This is a genomic window from Agrobacterium tumefaciens, from assembly GCF_031801495.1.
Classification (GTDB): domain Bacteria; phylum Pseudomonadota; class Alphaproteobacteria; order Rhizobiales; family Rhizobiaceae; genus Agrobacterium; species Agrobacterium tumefaciens_K.
Map to the genome: position 1 here is coordinate 424,680 of NZ_JAOEGC010000001.1, position 15,395 is coordinate 440,074.

At 59.3% G+C, this 15,395-nt stretch carries 17 protein-coding genes; 5 read left to right on the plus strand and 12 right to left on the minus strand.

Annotation, left to right across the window (positions count from 1 at the left end; all coding sequences use genetic code 11):
* Window positions 1-39 precede the first annotated feature (39 nt).
* From N7578_RS02020 to N7578_RS02050, 7 genes are all read right to left on the minus strand, one after another.
* A complete protein-coding gene (locus N7578_RS02020) occupies window positions 40-972 on the minus strand; it encodes an isocitrate lyase/PEP mutase family protein (protein WP_311108644.1) in 933 nt (310 codons plus the stop codon).
* Window positions 973-1,088: 116 nt separating this feature from the next.
* Window positions 1,089-2,693 carry an ABC transporter substrate-binding protein gene (locus N7578_RS02025; RefSeq protein ID WP_311108645.1) on the minus strand — a complete coding sequence of 535 codons (1,605 nt, stop codon included), beginning with the start codon at window positions 2,691-2,693 and terminating at the stop codon, window positions 1,089-1,091.
* 117 nt (window positions 2,694-2,810) lie between these two features.
* Complete coding sequence (locus tag N7578_RS02030; protein WP_311108646.1) at window positions 2,811-3,374, minus strand: UbiX family flavin prenyltransferase; 564 nt, start codon at window positions 3,372-3,374, stop codon at window positions 2,811-2,813.
* A gap of 55 nt (window positions 3,375-3,429) precedes the next feature.
* A complete protein-coding gene (locus N7578_RS02035) occupies window positions 3,430-4,860 on the minus strand; it encodes a UbiD family decarboxylase (RefSeq protein WP_311108647.1) in 1,431 nt (476 codons plus the stop codon).
* A gap of 222 nt (window positions 4,861-5,082) precedes the next feature.
* A complete protein-coding gene (locus N7578_RS02040) occupies window positions 5,083-5,370 on the minus strand; it encodes an NAD-dependent epimerase/dehydratase family protein (RefSeq protein WP_311108648.1) in 288 nt (95 codons plus the stop codon).
* Between the two features lie 4 nt (window positions 5,371-5,374).
* Window positions 5,375-5,746 (minus strand): MarR family transcriptional regulator, encoded by a 372-nt coding sequence (locus tag N7578_RS02045; RefSeq protein ID WP_311108649.1) that lies wholly within the window; start codon window positions 5,744-5,746, stop codon window positions 5,375-5,377.
* Between the two features lie 305 nt (window positions 5,747-6,051).
* Complete coding sequence (locus N7578_RS02050) at window positions 6,052-6,951, minus strand: LysR family transcriptional regulator (RefSeq protein WP_311108650.1); 900 nt, start codon at window positions 6,949-6,951, stop codon at window positions 6,052-6,054.
* Window positions 6,952-7,047: 96 nt separating this feature from the next.
* On the opposite strand from N7578_RS02050, the gene N7578_RS02055 reads away from it, so the two are divergent.
* Window positions 7,048-7,881 (plus strand): SDR family oxidoreductase, encoded by an 834-nt coding sequence (locus tag N7578_RS02055; RefSeq protein ID WP_311108651.1) that lies wholly within the window; start codon window positions 7,048-7,050, stop codon window positions 7,879-7,881.
* Window positions 7,878-8,426 carry a lipocalin-like domain-containing protein gene (locus tag N7578_RS02060; protein WP_311108652.1) on the plus strand — a complete coding sequence of 183 codons (549 nt, stop codon included), beginning with the start codon at window positions 7,878-7,880 and terminating at the stop codon, window positions 8,424-8,426. Before N7578_RS02055 ends, N7578_RS02060 begins: the two co-directional genes overlap by 4 nt.
* Window positions 8,427-8,475: 49 nt before the next feature.
* On the opposite strand, the gene N7578_RS02065 is transcribed toward N7578_RS02060, so the two are convergent.
* Complete coding sequence (locus tag N7578_RS02065) at window positions 8,476-9,381, minus strand: LysR family transcriptional regulator (protein ID WP_311108653.1); 906 nt, start codon at window positions 9,379-9,381, stop codon at window positions 8,476-8,478.
* Window positions 9,382-9,550: 169 nt separating this feature from the next.
* On the opposite strand from N7578_RS02065, the gene N7578_RS02070 reads away from it, so the two are divergent.
* From N7578_RS02070 to N7578_RS02080, 3 genes are read left to right on the plus strand one after another with little or no spacing between them, the layout of a single operon-like run.
* Window positions 9,551-10,543 carry an MBL fold metallo-hydrolase gene (locus tag N7578_RS02070; RefSeq protein ID WP_311108654.1) on the plus strand — a complete coding sequence of 331 codons (993 nt, stop codon included), beginning with the start codon at window positions 9,551-9,553 and terminating at the stop codon, window positions 10,541-10,543.
* Between the two features lie 25 nt (window positions 10,544-10,568).
* Window positions 10,569-11,651 carry an aldo/keto reductase gene (locus N7578_RS02075; protein WP_311108655.1) on the plus strand — a complete coding sequence of 361 codons (1,083 nt, stop codon included), beginning with the start codon at window positions 10,569-10,571 and terminating at the stop codon, window positions 11,649-11,651.
* A 53-nt stretch (window positions 11,652-11,704) separates the two neighbouring features.
* The gene (locus N7578_RS02080; protein ID WP_311108656.1) at window positions 11,705-11,869 is read left to right on the plus strand and encodes a hypothetical protein; all 165 of its coding nucleotides are present in this window, start codon (window positions 11,705-11,707) and stop codon (window positions 11,867-11,869) included.
* 53 nt (window positions 11,870-11,922) lie between these two features.
* Here N7578_RS02080 and N7578_RS02085 read toward each other — a convergent pair whose 3' ends face one another.
* The 4 genes from N7578_RS02085 to N7578_RS02100 form a co-directional block, all read right to left on the minus strand.
* Window positions 11,923-12,540: a phospholipid methyltransferase gene (locus N7578_RS02085; protein ID WP_311108657.1), complete on the minus strand. Its 618-nt coding sequence runs from the start codon at window positions 12,538-12,540 to the stop codon at window positions 11,923-11,925.
* The gene (locus N7578_RS02090; protein ID WP_311108658.1) at window positions 12,537-13,172 is read right to left on the minus strand and encodes a VTT domain-containing protein; all 636 of its coding nucleotides are present in this window, start codon (window positions 13,170-13,172) and stop codon (window positions 12,537-12,539) included. The genes N7578_RS02085 and N7578_RS02090 overlap by 4 nt, the downstream gene beginning before the upstream one ends.
* Window positions 13,173-13,175: 3 nt before the next feature.
* A complete protein-coding gene (locus tag N7578_RS02095) occupies window positions 13,176-14,159 on the minus strand; it encodes an oxidoreductase (RefSeq protein ID WP_311108659.1) in 984 nt (327 codons plus the stop codon).
* Window positions 14,160-14,259: 100 nt separating this feature from the next.
* The gene (locus N7578_RS02100; RefSeq protein WP_311108660.1) at window positions 14,260-15,330 is read right to left on the minus strand and encodes an aldo/keto reductase; all 1,071 of its coding nucleotides are present in this window, start codon (window positions 15,328-15,330) and stop codon (window positions 14,260-14,262) included.
* Window positions 15,331-15,395 lie beyond the last annotated feature (65 nt).

Below are 15,395 nucleotides of genomic sequence, written 5' to 3' on the forward strand. Positions count from 1 at the left end.
TGTGTGCCCGTAGCCTTAAGAGCCGCGGGCTGATCGGTGTCAGATCTTCTTCCATTCGTCTTCAGCGGCCATCCAGCCGATGTCGCGCTCCAGCAGTTCACGCTGCTCGGCCTTGCTCAGGCCGCCCATCGTATGCTCGTCGGAATAGCGCGTGCTCTGCTCCTTGAAGACGCGATGGCCGAAGTCCATCATGCCCCACATCGAACCCTTTTCGAGGTAATGCATGGTGACGAGGTTGAAGCCGAGGGCCGCGATGTCTTCGAGTTCGACGAAGGCCTTGCCGTCCTGCGTGGCGACATCGCCGAACATCTTCCAACCCGGGAGGACCTTGGCCACCCTCTGGCATTCCTCAAGCGTACGAAGGCCATGCACGTAGGTCATCTCGCAGCCAAGTTCTGCGGCGCGCAGGCAGCGCTCAATGGCGTCGTCTAGGCCGAGTTCCAGCTTGGATTCTGTACGAGCGATGACCACGCAGTCGGTGCCTTCGCAGGCATCGAGGGCCGCCTTGAGTTTGGCCAGCCACAGTTCTTTCGAAATTACGGGGTGCTCGATGTTGCCGTCCAGCTTACCGGCAAGCGTCGCTGCTTCCATGGCGCGGCCGAAGCGGGCATAGCCGCGCTCGTTGGGCGTGTCTTCGAGGAGGATGGCGGCGGCGCCGGCCTTGGCGAGACGTCGGCACGTACGATAGGCCTGCGCCACGTCGCCGAAACAATCGTCGGCGTCGATGATGAGGGGCAGCGGCGAGTAGTCCGAGATTCGGTCAGTCGCCCAGATAAGCTCTTCCTGGTTGTGAAGGCCCATATCAGGAACGCCTGACATGCTGAAGCCGAGCGACGCGCCTGAGAGCAGGATCGCCTTGAACCCCGCCATCTCGGCCGCCTTGGCGGAATAGCAGTCCCAGACGCAGGGCGTGAAGACCTGCCCGGCCGACATGAGGTTGCGGAAGGTGGTTCTGGGCCTTTTGTCAAACATTGAATGTCACCATCGACGAGGTTGTGGGGGGCGGCCGGGACCGCTCGGTGTTTCCGGCCGCAGGTTACGGCCGACGAGGGAGGGTGGCCCCGCTCTCTGGCAGGACCAAGCGGTGTTTACTTCGTCGTGCAGGCGTCCTTGCAGACGAACAGGAACTGTTTCTGCAGGATCCCGCCGTTGGACGGCACGATGCCACCGGTATTGTTGCGGATAAGCAGATTGCGAGATTCCGAGCCGAAGATGTAGAGGGGCAGGTCCTGGACGACCAGCTTCTGAACATCGGCATAGGCCTTCTTCACAGCCTCTGGATCCATGGTCGCATTGGCGGCGGCAAGCGCCCTGTCCATGTCCGGGCTGTTGTACTTGCCCCAGTTGTCGTTGCCCTTGGAGCTCAGGAGGTTGCTGATGATCGGCTCGGCGCCGTTTGCCACCAGCACGCCACCATCGATGCAGAGATCGAAGTTGCCCTGCACCTTGCAGGTGGGCGATAGCATCGCCTGGTCTACGAGTTGGAGATCGACCTTGACGTTTTCGTAGGCGCTCAAGCTCTGCTGGAGATAGGAGCCCATGCGCTTAAGGTCGGAGTTCGAATAGGTGACGATCTTGATGTCGAACGGCTTGCCGTCCTTGGCGAGCGCATCGAACAGCTCCTGAGCGTGCTCCGGATTGTATTCCGGCAGCTTGTAGGTGGCATCGTAATAGGGTGAATCAGCCGTGAAATAGTTCGTCGGCATCACGTAGCCGTCGATCTGCGTGTAAGCCTTCATCAGCCGTGGGCGTTGCAGCGCTTCATAAAAGGCTTCGCGGGCGCGATGGTCGGTGAAAACGCCCCTTGCTTGGTTGAAATAGGCCCGGTAGAGCCCGGACAGCGGAATCTCGTGTGTGGTAACGCCTTCGGCCGTCGCGTTCGAACCGAACTGATACATGTAGCCCGCCATCATCGTGGCGCCACCCTGTACGACTGTCGAAATACGGCTGTTGGTCTCCGGAATGACGACGAACTTGAGCGTGTCGAGATAGGGGCGCGGCTGGTCCCAGTAGCCGGGATTGCGCTTCAGGGTCATCGACACGCCCTGGTTCCAGTTTTCAAGCACGAAGGCGCCGGCGCCGACCGGCTTGATATCCGTCTTCTTTTCGGCTGCCTTCAGTGCGGCGGGCGAGGCGATGAAGGGCGAAAGGTTTGCCAGCGTCGAGCCGAAATTGCGGTCCGGCGTGGCGAGCGTGATCTCGATCGTTAGAGGATCGACGATCTTGATGCTCTTGTTCCAGCCGGACACGAAAACCTGGGCCGGAGAAAGCGTGGCGGGGTCGGCGACGCGATCCCAGTTGAATTTGACGGCTTCCGCATCATAAGCGGCGCCATCCGTGAACTTGACGTTGGGGCGCAGCTTCAGGGTCCATACCTTGGCGTCCGAGCTTGTCAGGCTTTCCGCCATGCCGCCCTGCACCACACCCTTGACGTCGACGTAGACGATGAAGCCGTAGATCGCATCGAGCATGTCCATGGGACCGCCCGGGAAGGTGGAATTGGTGATTGCCGGATCCCAGCTCTTGATGTCGGATCCGTTGATGATGGTGATTTCGCCGCCCTTCACGGGCTGCTCCTCGGCCACCGCCTGAGTTGAGCTCAATGCCGACCCGCACAGCATCGCCAGGGCGAGCGCCGCGGCGCGAACCGTCTTCGGGCTATGTGTCCTTACGGTGAAAAATCTGTCAGTCATGAAAATTTCTCCAGTTTTTGCCGCTGCCTTTGTCAGTCGGCGATCCCCTTTTTTTGTCCGGGCCGAGACTTTCGCCACGACCAGACTGCGCTTCCGCCGGTCTCCCTAGGAAAGATCTCACTTTTTCCAGCGGCGAACGTTCGGATGGTCGATATCGAAGAGATCGAGCGCGCGTCCAACGGTCTGGTTGATTAGGTCGTCTATCGTCTTGGGGTGCGTATAGAAGCCCGGCACCGGCGGCATGATAATGGCGCCGTTCCGCGTCGTCTGATCCATCAGCGCGATATGGCCGGCATGCAGCGGAGTTTCCCTCACCATGAGCACGACGCGACGGCGCTCCTTCAGGCAGACATCGGCCGCGCGCGTGATGAGATCGTTGCTGTAGCAATTGGCAATGCCGCTCAGCGTCTTGACGGAACAGGGCGCCACCAGCATCCCGTCGCATTTGAACGAACCCGAGGCGATGGATGCACCGATGTCCTTGTGGCTGTGATAAACATCGGCAAGTCCGCGGATCTCGTCGGCATCGTAGCCTACGTCTTCCTCGACCGCTGTGCGCAGGCCCGCAGGCGACATGACGAGGTGCGTCTCGAAGCCTCCCACCTCGCGCAGCATCTCGAGCGCGCGAATACCATAGCAGGTGCCGGACGCGCCGGTTATGGCGACGATCAGTCTGCGCATGAGAGAGCTCGAAACATCCGGGCGAGCGATGCGACCGCGGGAGTGAGGCAATCGATCAAAATGACACTCCAGGCACGATTTCGGCAAGCAGCTCCCGCATGCGATCGTAGGAGGCGGCTGGCGGCTGGGCCTTGTCATAGCCCTCTTTTCGATCGCCCGGCTTTCGGGTCGCATCGTATCCGATCTTGGTAACGACGAAGCCGTCTTCCTGTGGCTCCGAACGATCAGCGGGCATGCCGTCGATGATCAGAATATCTCGTTCCGCGCGCATGCGTGTGGACTTCGCCAATTCGACAGAGGCGATATCCCAGGGATCGACATCGGCATCGACTATCGTGACGTTCTTGATGATGCTGACGGCGCCCCAGCAGACCGCCATGGCGCGTCGGGCCTGGCCCGGTCTCGGATTGTTGATCTGCACCACGACATTGTTGCGCCCGCAGCCGGAAGCGGTGACCGCGACTTCGCCGACATTGAGGATGGCGCGCGCAAGCTGCGCTTTCAGGCTCGCGGCGATTGGCACGGCACCGAGATAGATATGCTCGGCATGATAGCCGGGCTCGATGACCTGGAACATTGCATCGGATCTGGATGTCATCGTGTGGAAGGTCGCCAGAACGCCGCTGCCATAGTCCTCGTACATGCCGTGATATTCGGAGACGAGCCCCTCGACGATCGGCTTGTCGGCATGAATATGGCCCTCAAGGACGATCTCCGCTTCCGCCGGTACGAGAATGTCGCTTTTCAGGCAGCGGGCCATGCGGACCGGCTCCTTGAAGAGTGCGCCTGCGCAATGCATTTCGTCGTCGCCGAGGCCAAGGTAAAGGCAGGCGGTCAGCTGGATGATGGGATGGGCTCCAAGCACGACGGCAAAGGGCAGCGGCTTTCCGCTTTCGGCCGCCTTGCGTGCCATGATCGCCAGATGATGATTGGGCGCTATGCCGATTAGAGCCTCGTTGGGGCCTAGAACCTTCAGGCGCGCGTAAGACGCATTGCCGAGGCCCGTTTCCGGATCGCGGGCGATCATCAGGCCGGCGCTGATATAGGGGCCGGTTTCCTTGTCGAAAAAGGTCGGGACCGGCAGGCGCAGCAGGACGTCGTTGTCGAAAACCTCTTCCTGCACCGGTGCCTCGTCGACCACGATAGGTGCTATCGGCTTGCGGATCGACTCGATCAGGGCCGATTGGATGTTTTCCCGTGGCACGTTCATCGCCATGGCGATGCGGTCGAGATCGGAAAGCATGTTTCCGAAGACTGGCAAGTCGTAGCCCTTGATACGGTTCGCCCGAACCGCAAAAGTTTCATGCGTGAGCGACAGCAGGGCCGAAAGATCGTAGACTGGATCGATTTCCTGATCGACGGTCAGCAGCTTGCCTTGGCCGGCAAGCTTTGCAAGCAGCGAACGGCAGGACTGGTCGGTCTCAACAGAAATCGAAGCGGATCCAGACGCGGTTCGTTCGGCCAAGGGTGGGATCTCGCAGGTCAATCAAAGCTCCATAACAACTGTGTGCAGGTGATGGGATCATGGCGATAACTTTCCATCTTGTACACGCGCATAAAATCCAACTAGCACATCGGAAATTTTGAAATCATTTACCATTGATTGTATTGTGCGATAAATTTTAATCTCATAAAGTGCATAACTAGCCGTTCGTTAGATCGGTGAGATATGAAGAAAACGCAATTTTTTCAATTGGTAAGATGGTATTCAGAGTTGCAAACCGGATTTCCGAGGGCGATGTTTGCTTAAAATAATGGCATCGCGGCAGCAACGAGCGCCTACGATGTGTTTGCCCAGGTGCACGATAGCGGAAACTCCTTGCGCGACGTCGGCCAGAGGCAAAGGGTCGAGAATATCGCCCATGACGCCTTCCACGCCCGCAGGGAACTTCTTGCCCGCCCGGAGCAGGACACGGCAAGCATAGCCGGCCTTTACCAATCGGGGCAGGAGTCGCTCGCCGACAAGCCCGGTGGCTCCGGTGATCAATACGGTCATTGGTTCAATCCTTTCGCAACAGGGACTGCAGTCGTTCCGTGGCTGTTTGGAGGACACGGATGGTCGTGGCCACATCGGCCTCGTTGGTCCCGCCGAAGGCAGCATCGTGAATTGAAGAAAGGTCAGGGATCTGGCACCACAGCGCCTCGCCCGCAAGTGTCAGCCTCGGCAGACGTTGCCGCTGATCGCTGCCATCTGCAGTCTGCGCGACCAGATCCTTGCGGACAAGCGTGGTAACGATTCCGCTGAGGGTCGCGCGTTCAAGTTCAAGCGCGTGGCCAAGGTCTCGCTGGAAGGACGGGCCGTTGTTGGCGAGATACCAAAGGACATACCATTGCGTGGATCCGAGATCGAATGGCCGCAAGCGCTCGTCCATGAGAGCCCGCCCGCGAAGTAGCACCGCTTCGTCCATGTACTCACAGTCAGATTTTGGGTGTCCGCATGAAAGAGCATGGAGAAGCCTCGGGCATTTTGTTAGCTACCATACGATAATCGCAAGGTAGCGAACGAATATCTTACCACGATTGGGCTTTGCCGCTCACGACGAATTGGCCAAGGAGAAGGTCGGCGACAACTGTGACGTCTCGGAGGATGGCTCGCCACGTTCATCGCTTCCAATCATAAGCACGACAAATTCTTCTGAACCCATTTGGCAGCGGCGAACCACCCCGGTGCGCCACTTCAGCGTGACCTGCCTATTTCCCGGATAAGGTCGATAAAGGCTCTCAGCGGTGATGGTATGTGACGGCTGCGAGGGTAATAGAGTGCTAAGCCCGCCATTGGCGGGCACCAATCGTCGAGGACGGTTACGAGTTGGCGGGACGCCAGAAATGGCCGTGCGAAATGGTCGGGTACATAGGCTATACCGCGCCCGTCCACCGCCGCCTGGACGAGAAGATCATTGTCATCGAGGGTGAGATTGCCCGGCACGTCAACTGCGATTTCGGCATCTCGTTTTGAGAACTCCCAGCGATAGCGTTTGCCGCTCGGCAGACGCTGGCGGATGCAGCAATGCGCATAAAGGTCGTCAGGTGTCTGCAGTACGGCTTTGCCGTCGAGATAGGACGGCGCCGCCACGGCGATAAAACGGACATCGCCTCCGAACTTCACTGCGATCATGTCTTTCGGGACTGCTTCCAGCAGACGGATGCCTGCGTCGAAACCCTGTTCCACGATATCGACAAGCCGGCCTTCCGATACAAGATCAAGCTCCACGTCGGGATAGAGATCCATAAAGCGCGGCACGACGTCTGCAAGGAGAATGCGGGCGCCGCTTTTGTTGGAATTGATACGCAGTGTGCCGCTGGGAGTGCCGCGTTCCTCCGAAAGCGTATCGATCGCCTGATCGAGATCCTGCAGAACCGGGTCGAGTCGTGCGAGGAGGCGAGCGCCGGCCTGTGTCAGCGATACGCTGCGTGTCGTCCGATTGAAGAGGCGGACGTCCAGCTTTGCTTCCAGTCCAATGATCGCGTGACTGAGGGCTGAGCGCGAGACCCCCATGATGTCAGCCGCCCGACGGAAGCTCATGTGATTTGCGACCGCTGCAAAGGCCGCAAGGTCATTCAGGCTGGGGCGCGTCATTCGTGAATTATCCTCACCACGCTATCTCACATTGCCAATCTTATATCACCAATATTTCAGCTCTACATCCGGAGACGAACAAACGAGGAAAATTACATGACAAAGACATGGTTCATCACTGGCGCATCCTCCGGGCTCGGTTTCGAGATGACGCAGCAACTGCTTGCGCAGGGGCACACCGTGATCGCAACGCTTCGCCGCTCAGGAACGCTGAGGCAACTTGAGCAGGAATATCGCGAGCGCCTAGACGTCGTTCAGCTTGATCTGATCGACCCGGAGAGCATTGTCTCGGCCGTCGAAGGAGCGTTCCAACGGCACGGCCGCTTAGACATGATCGTCAGCAACGCGGCCTACGGCCTGTTCGGCGCTGCGGAAGAGCTCACGAATGAAGACATCGACCGACAGATCGCCACCAATCTTACCGGATCCATCCATCTCATCCGCGCGGCACTGCCTCTTCTTCGAAGGCAAGGCGGCGGACGGATCGTCCAGGTCTCGTCTGAAGGAGGGCAGATCGCCTATCCGGGCTTCAGCCTCTATCACGCGACCAAGTGGGGTATCGAAGGTTTCATCGAAGCCGTCGCACAGGAAGTGTCTCCCTTCGGCATCGACTTCATCATTGCAGAACCGGGGCCGACCGGCACCAACTTCGGATCCAATCTCGTCCGCGCGGAACCCATGGATGCCTATGATGAAACCCCTGCTGGCGCCGTCCGCAGGGCGATCACCGAGGGCAGCTTCAAGATCAAGGGTGACGCGGCGCGCACCGTAGCCGCAATCATATCAGCCGCCGAGAGCGAGACGCCGCCATTGCGACTGGCGCTGGGCAGTACGGCGTATTCCTCCATCTCGCAGGCGCTTTCCGCACGCCTGTCCGCTCTTGAGACGCAGCGGGAGATAGCGAATTCCGCCGATCGGCAGGACCTGTGAACCGCGACAGCGGCCTAAAGACAAAGGTCATGAACAGGAAAGGAAACAACATGTCCATTCGACCAGCTATATTGGCTCTCGCCTTCAGCATTTCGTCGTCTGCCTTGGCACAGACCGCCACGGAAAATCAGGTCGTAGGCACCTGGCGCATGATGTCGGCAACGATTGACCCCGGAGGAAAAAATATCGCTGCCTATGGAGACAAACCCAACGGTCTTCTCGTTTTCACTCCCGACATGCACTTCGTTGAAGTCCTTACCGACGCCGACGTCCCACGGTTTGCTTCAAATGCTCGCGGTGAGGGAACGGACGATGAAAACCGCATGGCGATGTCACGCAGCATCGGGTTCTTCGGCATCTACACCGTCGATGAGAAGGGCGAATTCAGTGGAAATCGTGTCGAGGGATCGACCTTCCCGAACTGGGTTGGCAGCGTACGAACAGGTGATGATTTAATTATGGTTGTTGACGGCGACCGGATGACTGAACAATTCCGCAGGCCGGAAGGCACTGAAATCAGGATCGAATGGCAGCGCGTCAAATAAGGCGCTGTGACGCTGGTTCCTGTAATGTCTCGGGCTTCAGGTTGCGCCGTCAGTCATTCGTCTCCCAGTCGTAGCCTCTCATATGATCGAGAAACGCACGCATCGCCGCACTCGGGAGGCGCCGGCTAGGATAGTATAAAAACCAATGTGGCAGGGTGGGGCTCCAGTCCGGGAGAAGCTCCACCAGCCGGCCGGTTTGGATATGCGGCTTGGCGTAGTCATCCAAGACATGGGCAATCCCTCTGCCTGCCAGCGCAGCTTGCAGTTCGTTGTGCGCCGAGCTGACCGTTAATCGGCCCGTCGGCGTGACGTCAATCTCTTCGTCCCCCTCGTCGAACTGCCAGGTAACGAGCGTGCCCCCAGGGAAACGACGTCTTATACAGTCGTGATCAACGAGTTCGTGCGGTGTCTGCGGCTCTCCGCACCTTTTTACGTAGTCCGGCGAAGCGACGATTGCATAACGAAGCGCGGGGCCAAGCGGGAGCGCGATCATGTCCTGAGCGAGCTGCTTGCCGAACCTGACGCCCGCATCGAAGCCCTGTTCCACGATATCGATAACGGCCGCATCGCTGATGATCTCGATCTTCACCTCCGGGTAAACATCCATGAAGTCGAACACGAGCGGACAAAGAAAATGATCGACGGCCGGAGCTGGCGCGTTGATCCTGAGGGTTCCGGATGGGCTGTCGCGCAATTCATCAACTTCTGCGATGGCGAGCCTGATGTCGCTCAATGCAGGTGCCAGACGCTCAAGAAGGCGCTGTCCAGCCTCCGTTGGAAACACGCTCCTCGTCGTTCGGTTGAGGAGCCGGATGCCCAAAGCCTCCTCAAGAGTATTCATTGTTTGGCTCAGCGCCGATGAAGAGATCCCTCGCTCGAGTGCGGCCGCGCGGAAACCGCCGCAACGCACGATGGCCACGAAAACGTCGAAGCTGTCCAGACGAAGAGGGTTCATTGAGAAGCATTTCTAATCAAGCTGATAAACTTAATGCAGCTTATCAGATCAATTGTCCGATGTCATGGTTGGCGTAGAGTTCAACGCCGCGCTCCATCCGGTTCCTTTGCCGGTCATTTAGGCCCCTGCGTAGCGAAGCCGGGCGTGGCCAATGCGAAAGGGAAGACCGATGAATGCCTTCACCCTCAACAGACGCGCTGTCATGCTGTCCGCCGTCGCAGGCGCCTCAAGCATGCTCATACCCGGCCTGGCCGGTTCCGGTACAGCCAACGCCCAGGCCACGCCCGCCTTCGCCGGCAATGCCGGGCATTACCGCTTTCGCGTCGGGAATATCAGCGCGACAGTGTTGAGCGACGGCGTGATCGGTGGCCCGCCGCGCGTCTATGCAAGCGATGCGCCGGAAGCCGAGCTTCAGGAGGTCCTGCGGCAGGCCTTTCTTCCGGCCGATCACATGACACTCAACCTCAACACGCTGCTGATCGAAACCGGCGGCCGGCGCATTCTGATCGAAGCCGGAGCCGGCAAGACCATGGGCCCGAACGGTGGCCAGATCTTTGATAACCTCGCGGCTGTCGGCCTCGCGCCAGCGGACATCGACGCGATCGTTATCTCCCATACCCACCCTGACCACGTGGGTAATTTGCGAACCGCGGATGGCGGCAAGGCCTTTCCCCGCGCCACGGTCTTCGTCCCGAAGGCGGACTGGGACTTCTTCGTCCGTACCGATCCGGATCTCTCCTATATGCCGGTGCCGGAGGAGTTCCGCCTGCGCTTCGCCGCAAACATCAAGAACAGCCTCGCGCCGTTCATGAACGATGTGGAGCTTTACGAAGCCGGCGCCGAGATCGTGCCGGGCCTGACGACGATCGTCGCATCCGGCCACACGCCGGGCATGGCTACCTTCCTCGTCCATTCCGGAAACGACCAGCTGCTGCTGACGGCGGACCTGGCCTATCACCCCGTCGTCAACGTCGACAGGCCGTGGCTTCCAGGCCCGGACCGCGACAAGGAAACCGCTCTTGCCTCCCGTCGGCGCATCTTTGACAGGGCGGCCGCCGATCGTCTCCCGGTTCTCGGCTTCCATTTTCCCTTCCCAGGCCTCGGCCGGATGCTGAAAACCGACGGCGGTTACGCCTGGGTTCCCGCCAACTGGCAGTTTTGACGATTAAGGAAACAGGAGAACTCTCATGGACCAGTCAAAGATCAACAGGCGCGGTTTCCTCGGCACGATGGGCGCGGCGGCGACAGGGCTGGCACTTGCCAGCCACGCTGCGGCGCAAACCCAGGAAACGAATGCGGCGTCGCCAACCGCAGGATCAAACCCGGACGTCCTTACCCGCACCTTGCCGCGGACCGGCGAAAGGGTCACGGCGCTGGGTCTCGGCACTTTCCTCACCTTCGACCTGAAGCCCGGTGACCGACGCGACGCCTTGCGCCAGGTCTTCGAGCGGTACGTCGCCGCGGGTGGCCGTGTGGTCGATACATCGCCGCTTTACGGCTCGGCCGAGGTCAGCGTCGGCCAGTTCATGGGAGAGTTCGACGGTTCGGACGAGATCTTCCTCGCCAACAAGGTCTGGTCGACGGGAGAATATCTCGGCGACGAAAGCCACGCGATGGAAAGCTTCCGCCAATCGCGCATGCGCACTTGGCGCGACACGATCAATCTCATGCAATGCCACAGCATTACCAATGCGCCGGTCGTCGTCCCGCTCATGAAGGCCTGGAAGAAGGAAGGCCTCATACGCCATGTCGGCGTGACCCACCACGAGTCGGCGGCGCAGGACCAGCTCCTGGCGATCGTCCAGCGTGATGATGTCGACTTCATCCAGACGAACTACTCGATCTTCAACCGCGACGCCGAACGTCGTCTTCTTCCCGCTGCGGCCGACAAGGGCGTCGGCGTTCTGATCAATCTGCCGCTCGAAAAGGCCCGCCTGATGAAGGTGGTCGAGGGCCATGAGCTTCCCGGTTTTGCAGCCGAGTTCGGAGCGACGAGCTGGGCGCAGTTCTTCCTGAAATGGGTCATGGCGCATCCTGCCGTCACGAGCGTCCTCTGCGGCACGTCCAACCCCGACCACATGAGCGACAATGTTCAGGCGATGACAGGGCCGCTTCCCGACGAGCGGATGCGCGGCCGCATGGTCGCCCATATGGAAACGATTCCCGGCTTCGGTTCCATCGGCACGATGCCTTGGTATCCCGGCAAGGAGAACATGTATGCCGGCCTTATCCGGGAGGCGCAGGCGAACGCCGCGCAGCGCCTGCAGTAACGCCGGCTCGATGAACCCGCCATCACGTTGGAACAATCAGTGGGAGACCTGCCTTGCCTACCACCAGACGCTCGCTTCTGACCGCCTTTCTGACGCTGCCTTTCATCGAGGCGGCAAGAATGAGTGCATTTGCGCAGTCCGGTCCTGCCCCAATCCGGATGTCGGCCATGGAAGAAGCGGTGCTGCAGCCAATTTGCGCGATGAAGCTCCGAGGCTAGTGGCACTCCGGCATCCGGAAAGCTCCGGATCGTACCGATAAGTCCTTCGACCATCAGGTAAAAGACCCAGATGCATCCGATCGCACTCCCTGTCGAAGTCTTCGTCGCGTGATGCGATAGACGGCTGCGGGTGGAATATTGGCTAGGGTGCAGCCGACATAGGTTGCTTTCAGGCCCAGGCGGTCGAGCAAGGGTCTGGCGATCGGGCATCGCGGTCCGTAGGTGAATTGGTAGAATGCTCCACCATGGTGAAGATGCGAGAACGCCCCCTCCAGGATCGCATGCACCTTGCGCAACGGCATCGATAGAAGAGGAAGGCCACTCACGACAGCGCCCACGGGCGCTGAGGCGTGAAGCGTTAACTTGCGCAACAGAGCAGCATCCATCCGGACTGTTTTTGCGGCTGGAAAGCGATCGCTGAGTTGGTTCGCAAACTCTGCACCGTACTCGACCAGCACGAGATTTTCTTCGGCAACACCCCGTCGCAGCAATGCCTCTGTAAAGACGCCGGTTCCAGGACCCAACTCGATGACTGTGCCCGTCTGCGTGGATATCTCCGCGGTCATAAGGGAAGACAACGCGCGCCCTGATGGAGTGACGGAGGCGACGCGAAGGGGGGCGCAAAGCCACGCCCGGAAAAACAAAAGCGCATCAGCATTCCTGTTCGTCATCGCTTGCTGGCTCCAGGGTGCATGCGCATCGAATGTCTTCGCTGAAGCCGCCACACCAAGGCCGTGACTATTTCCGCGACAACAAGCAGGACCAATATCTTGAGGGCGAGCACGGATGAATTGATGCCGGGAAACGCCAAGCCAGCCAAATATCCCGCGGCAATGAACAGGCCGTTCCACAGAACGATGCCGACTGCCATGCCGGATACGAACTGCGGCGTATTGGTGCCTAACAGCCCCGCCGCAATGGGCGAGATCAACCGGATCGTGGGAATGAGCTGCGACAGGATCGTGAGCAATCCTTCCCGGGCCTGCAGGGAGGACAATATCCAGTCGATATGAGGGTGCGATAGACCTACCCATCTGCCGACCGCGTAGAGAAGCGTTGCGGATTTCTTTCTCCCGATAGCACGCACGAGAAAATAGAGGTTGAGGGCACCCATAAAACTCCCTAGCGTCGTTGCGATGACGGCGGTGAGGAGGAACCAGATACCATCGGCCGAAACACCTATGGCAACCAGAACCCCATAGGAGGGCAGGGCAGGCAAGAAACGCTCTGCAAGCCCGATCGCGAAGAGACCAAATATGCCGTATATCTCAATCCAGTCGACAAGGTTTCCAAGGGGGTCCATGGCTTACACCCCCCGTTTGATTGTTGCCTCGCCCTGACCGAAAAGCTCAGGATGAGGAACTTGCGCGTTGAACGATATACCTGTCAGCTTTTCTGAAAGCTCCCACAGCCTATGCGCCACATGCTTTTCCATCGCCTGTCGCGGAATCTGTGCCTCTGTCGGGTGTCCACGGGTTTCGGCTAGTCTATCGGGCCCGTAATATCCGCCGCCTCGGGCGTTTGGAGACGTCACCGCAAACAAAGTCGGCAACGCGCCTTGGGCAACGGGCTGAAACAGAAACCATAACACCGTCCTGAGGAGACCTTGAGCACTGTTGCGCCCAGGGGCGTTATGAAGCAGATCGGTGCGCGATACGCCCGGGTGAGCGGCCATGCTAGTGATACCCCAGCCCGCATCGTCACTTCTTCGTTGCAGTTCGAAAGCGAACATTAGACATGCCAGCTTCGACTGAGTGTAGACAGGCATCGGCTTATAATTTCGCTCCGCTTGCAGATCGTCGAAATTGATTGCGGCGCTTGCGCTTCGAACAGCAATGCTGGAAAGCGTGACGACGCGTGGGTTTTTTGCCCGCGTGAGCAACGGCAGGAGCCGACCAGTCAAGGCAAAGTGGCCAAGATAATTGGTGCCGAACTGCAGTTCAAAACCGTCGCTGGTCGTCTGTCGTGTTGGCGGCGTCATCACGCCGGCGTTGTTGATGAGGACGTCGATATGATCACGCGTTTCTTTCAGTCTTTTGGCCAGCCTCTCTATCGATGCGAGGCTGGCGAGGTCGACGATTTCCAGGGTAACTGATGCCTGCGGCGCCCTTTCCTTGATGCGCCGAACGGCTTCGGCGCCTTTCGTCGGATTGCGCCCTGCGATGATCACGTCGCCACCGGCTCGGGCCAGCGCGAGCGCATCTTCGAAGCCCAGGCCGCCGGTTCCGGTGATCAGGATCGTTCGGCCCTTCTGAGGCGGCATATCGTCAAGTGTCCAAGGTTGTGACATTGTCAGTTCCTTCTGTTTCTGCTGGAGCGAGATTGTCTGTCGAAAGACGCCTTGTTCGGAGCACGTCTTCGGTGGACAGAAGGTCGCTTTGGGCGACCTCTCACGGATCCGAAACGGGGCGGTTCCGGGTCCGAGCCGATGCGTTGGCGAGCGGCGGCTTTACCGCCACCTCACGCGTTCGCTGCATCCATGCCGGATATTCGGGGGTGATTTTACTGACGGCTTCCAATTCGGCGACATCATCCGCACTGAGCGTGATTTCTGAAGCCCCGACGCTGTCGTCGAGCTGCGTGACCGTCTTCGCACCGACGATGACGCTTGTGACGTGCGGCTGATGCAGCAGCCAAGCCAGCGCGATCCTCGCAACGCTGACCCCCTTTTCGGCGCCGATGCGTTGCATCACATCGATCACGTCATAAGCTCGATCCATGGCGACCGGCGGAAAATCGAAGGTCGTCCGTCGGCTGCCTTCCTGGCCCTGCTTGTCGCGGCCGAACTTACCGCTGAGCAGCCCGCCGGCAAGCGGGCTCCAAACCAGAAGACCGAGTTTCTCGGCCTTAATGAGCGGAACAATTTCCCTCTCGATATCGCGACCTGCCAGCGTGTAGTAGTTTTGCGAGGTTGCGATCTTCGCGATCTGAAGGTGCTCGCTGTGGCCCAACGCCCTGGCCATCTGCCAGGCCGACCAATTCGACACGCCGACATAACGAACAAGACCTTGCTGCACCAGCGCATCCAATGCCGACAGGCTTTCGTCGATCGGTGTTACGGTGTCGATGTTATGGAGCTGGTATAGATCGATGTGATCGACTTGTAGCCTTCTTAAACTGGCTTTGACGCTGTCGAAGATGTGGCCCCGGGAATTGCCGGCGTCGTTTGGCCCCTGGCCCATAGGCCCGTAGACCTTCGTTGCGATGACGACGTCTTCCCGCCGCACACCAAGATTCTTAATTGAGCGGCCGACCATCTCTTCCGACGCGCCGCTCGAATAGATATCGGCAGTATCGATAAAGTTGATCCCGTGCTCGAGTGCACGGGCGATCAGTGCCTGAGCGTCGTCCTGCTGGACGTTACCCATATTGGACCAGATGCCCTTGCCGCCGAACGTCATCGTGCCGAGGCAGAGCTCGGAGACGAAAAGGCCCGTATTTCCCAATGTGTTGTATTTCATGACGAAGGTGTCCTGCAGGAGTGGTTAGTCGCGAATCCGCTTCGGCGCGTCCATGCCGTAGCGAA

What these genes read in the sequence shown, in the direction of transcription:
- N7578_RS02030 (WP_311108646.1), bottom strand. Translation starts at nt 3,374, where the DNA reads ATGCGCAGACTGATCGTCGCCATAACCGGCGCGTCCGGCACCTGCTAT.
- N7578_RS02045 (WP_311108649.1), bottom strand. Translation starts at nt 5,746, where the DNA reads ATGGACGAGCGCTTGCGGCCATTCGATCTCGGATCCACGCAATGGTAT.
- N7578_RS02075 (WP_311108655.1), top strand. Translation starts at nt 10,569, where the DNA reads ATGGACCAGTCAAAGATCAACAGGCGCGGTTTCCTCGGCACGATGGGC.
- N7578_RS02070 (WP_311108654.1), top strand. Translation starts at nt 9,551, where the DNA reads ATGAATGCCTTCACCCTCAACAGACGCGCTGTCATGCTGTCCGCCGTC.
- N7578_RS02095 (WP_311108659.1), bottom strand. Translation starts at nt 14,159, where the DNA reads ATGTCACAACCTTGGACACTTGACGATATGCCGCCTCAGAAGGGCCGA.
- N7578_RS02065 (WP_311108653.1), bottom strand. Translation starts at nt 9,381, where the DNA reads ATGAACCCTCTTCGTCTGGACAGCTTCGACGTTTTCGTGGCCATCGTG.
- N7578_RS02025 (WP_311108645.1), bottom strand. Translation starts at nt 2,693, where the DNA reads ATGACTGACAGATTTTTCACCGTAAGGACACATAGCCCGAAGACGGTT.
- N7578_RS02100 (WP_311108660.1), bottom strand. Translation starts at nt 15,330, where the DNA reads ATGAAATACAACACATTGGGAAATACGGGCCTTTTCGTCTCCGAGCTC.
- N7578_RS02020 (WP_311108644.1), bottom strand. Translation starts at nt 972, where the DNA reads ATGTTTGACAAAAGGCCCAGAACCACCTTCCGCAACCTCATGTCGGCC.
- N7578_RS02040 (WP_311108648.1), bottom strand. Translation starts at nt 5,370, where the DNA reads ATGACCGTATTGATCACCGGAGCCACCGGGCTTGTCGGCGAGCGACTC.
- N7578_RS02055 (WP_311108651.1), top strand. Translation starts at nt 7,048, where the DNA reads ATGACAAAGACATGGTTCATCACTGGCGCATCCTCCGGGCTCGGTTTC.
- N7578_RS02085 (WP_311108657.1), bottom strand. Translation starts at nt 12,540, where the DNA reads ATGACGAACAGGAATGCTGATGCGCTTTTGTTTTTCCGGGCGTGGCTT.
- N7578_RS02050 (WP_311108650.1), bottom strand. Translation starts at nt 6,951, where the DNA reads ATGACGCGCCCCAGCCTGAATGACCTTGCGGCCTTTGCAGCGGTCGCA.
- N7578_RS02090 (WP_311108658.1), bottom strand. Translation starts at nt 13,172, where the DNA reads ATGGACCCCCTTGGAAACCTTGTCGACTGGATTGAGATATACGGCATA.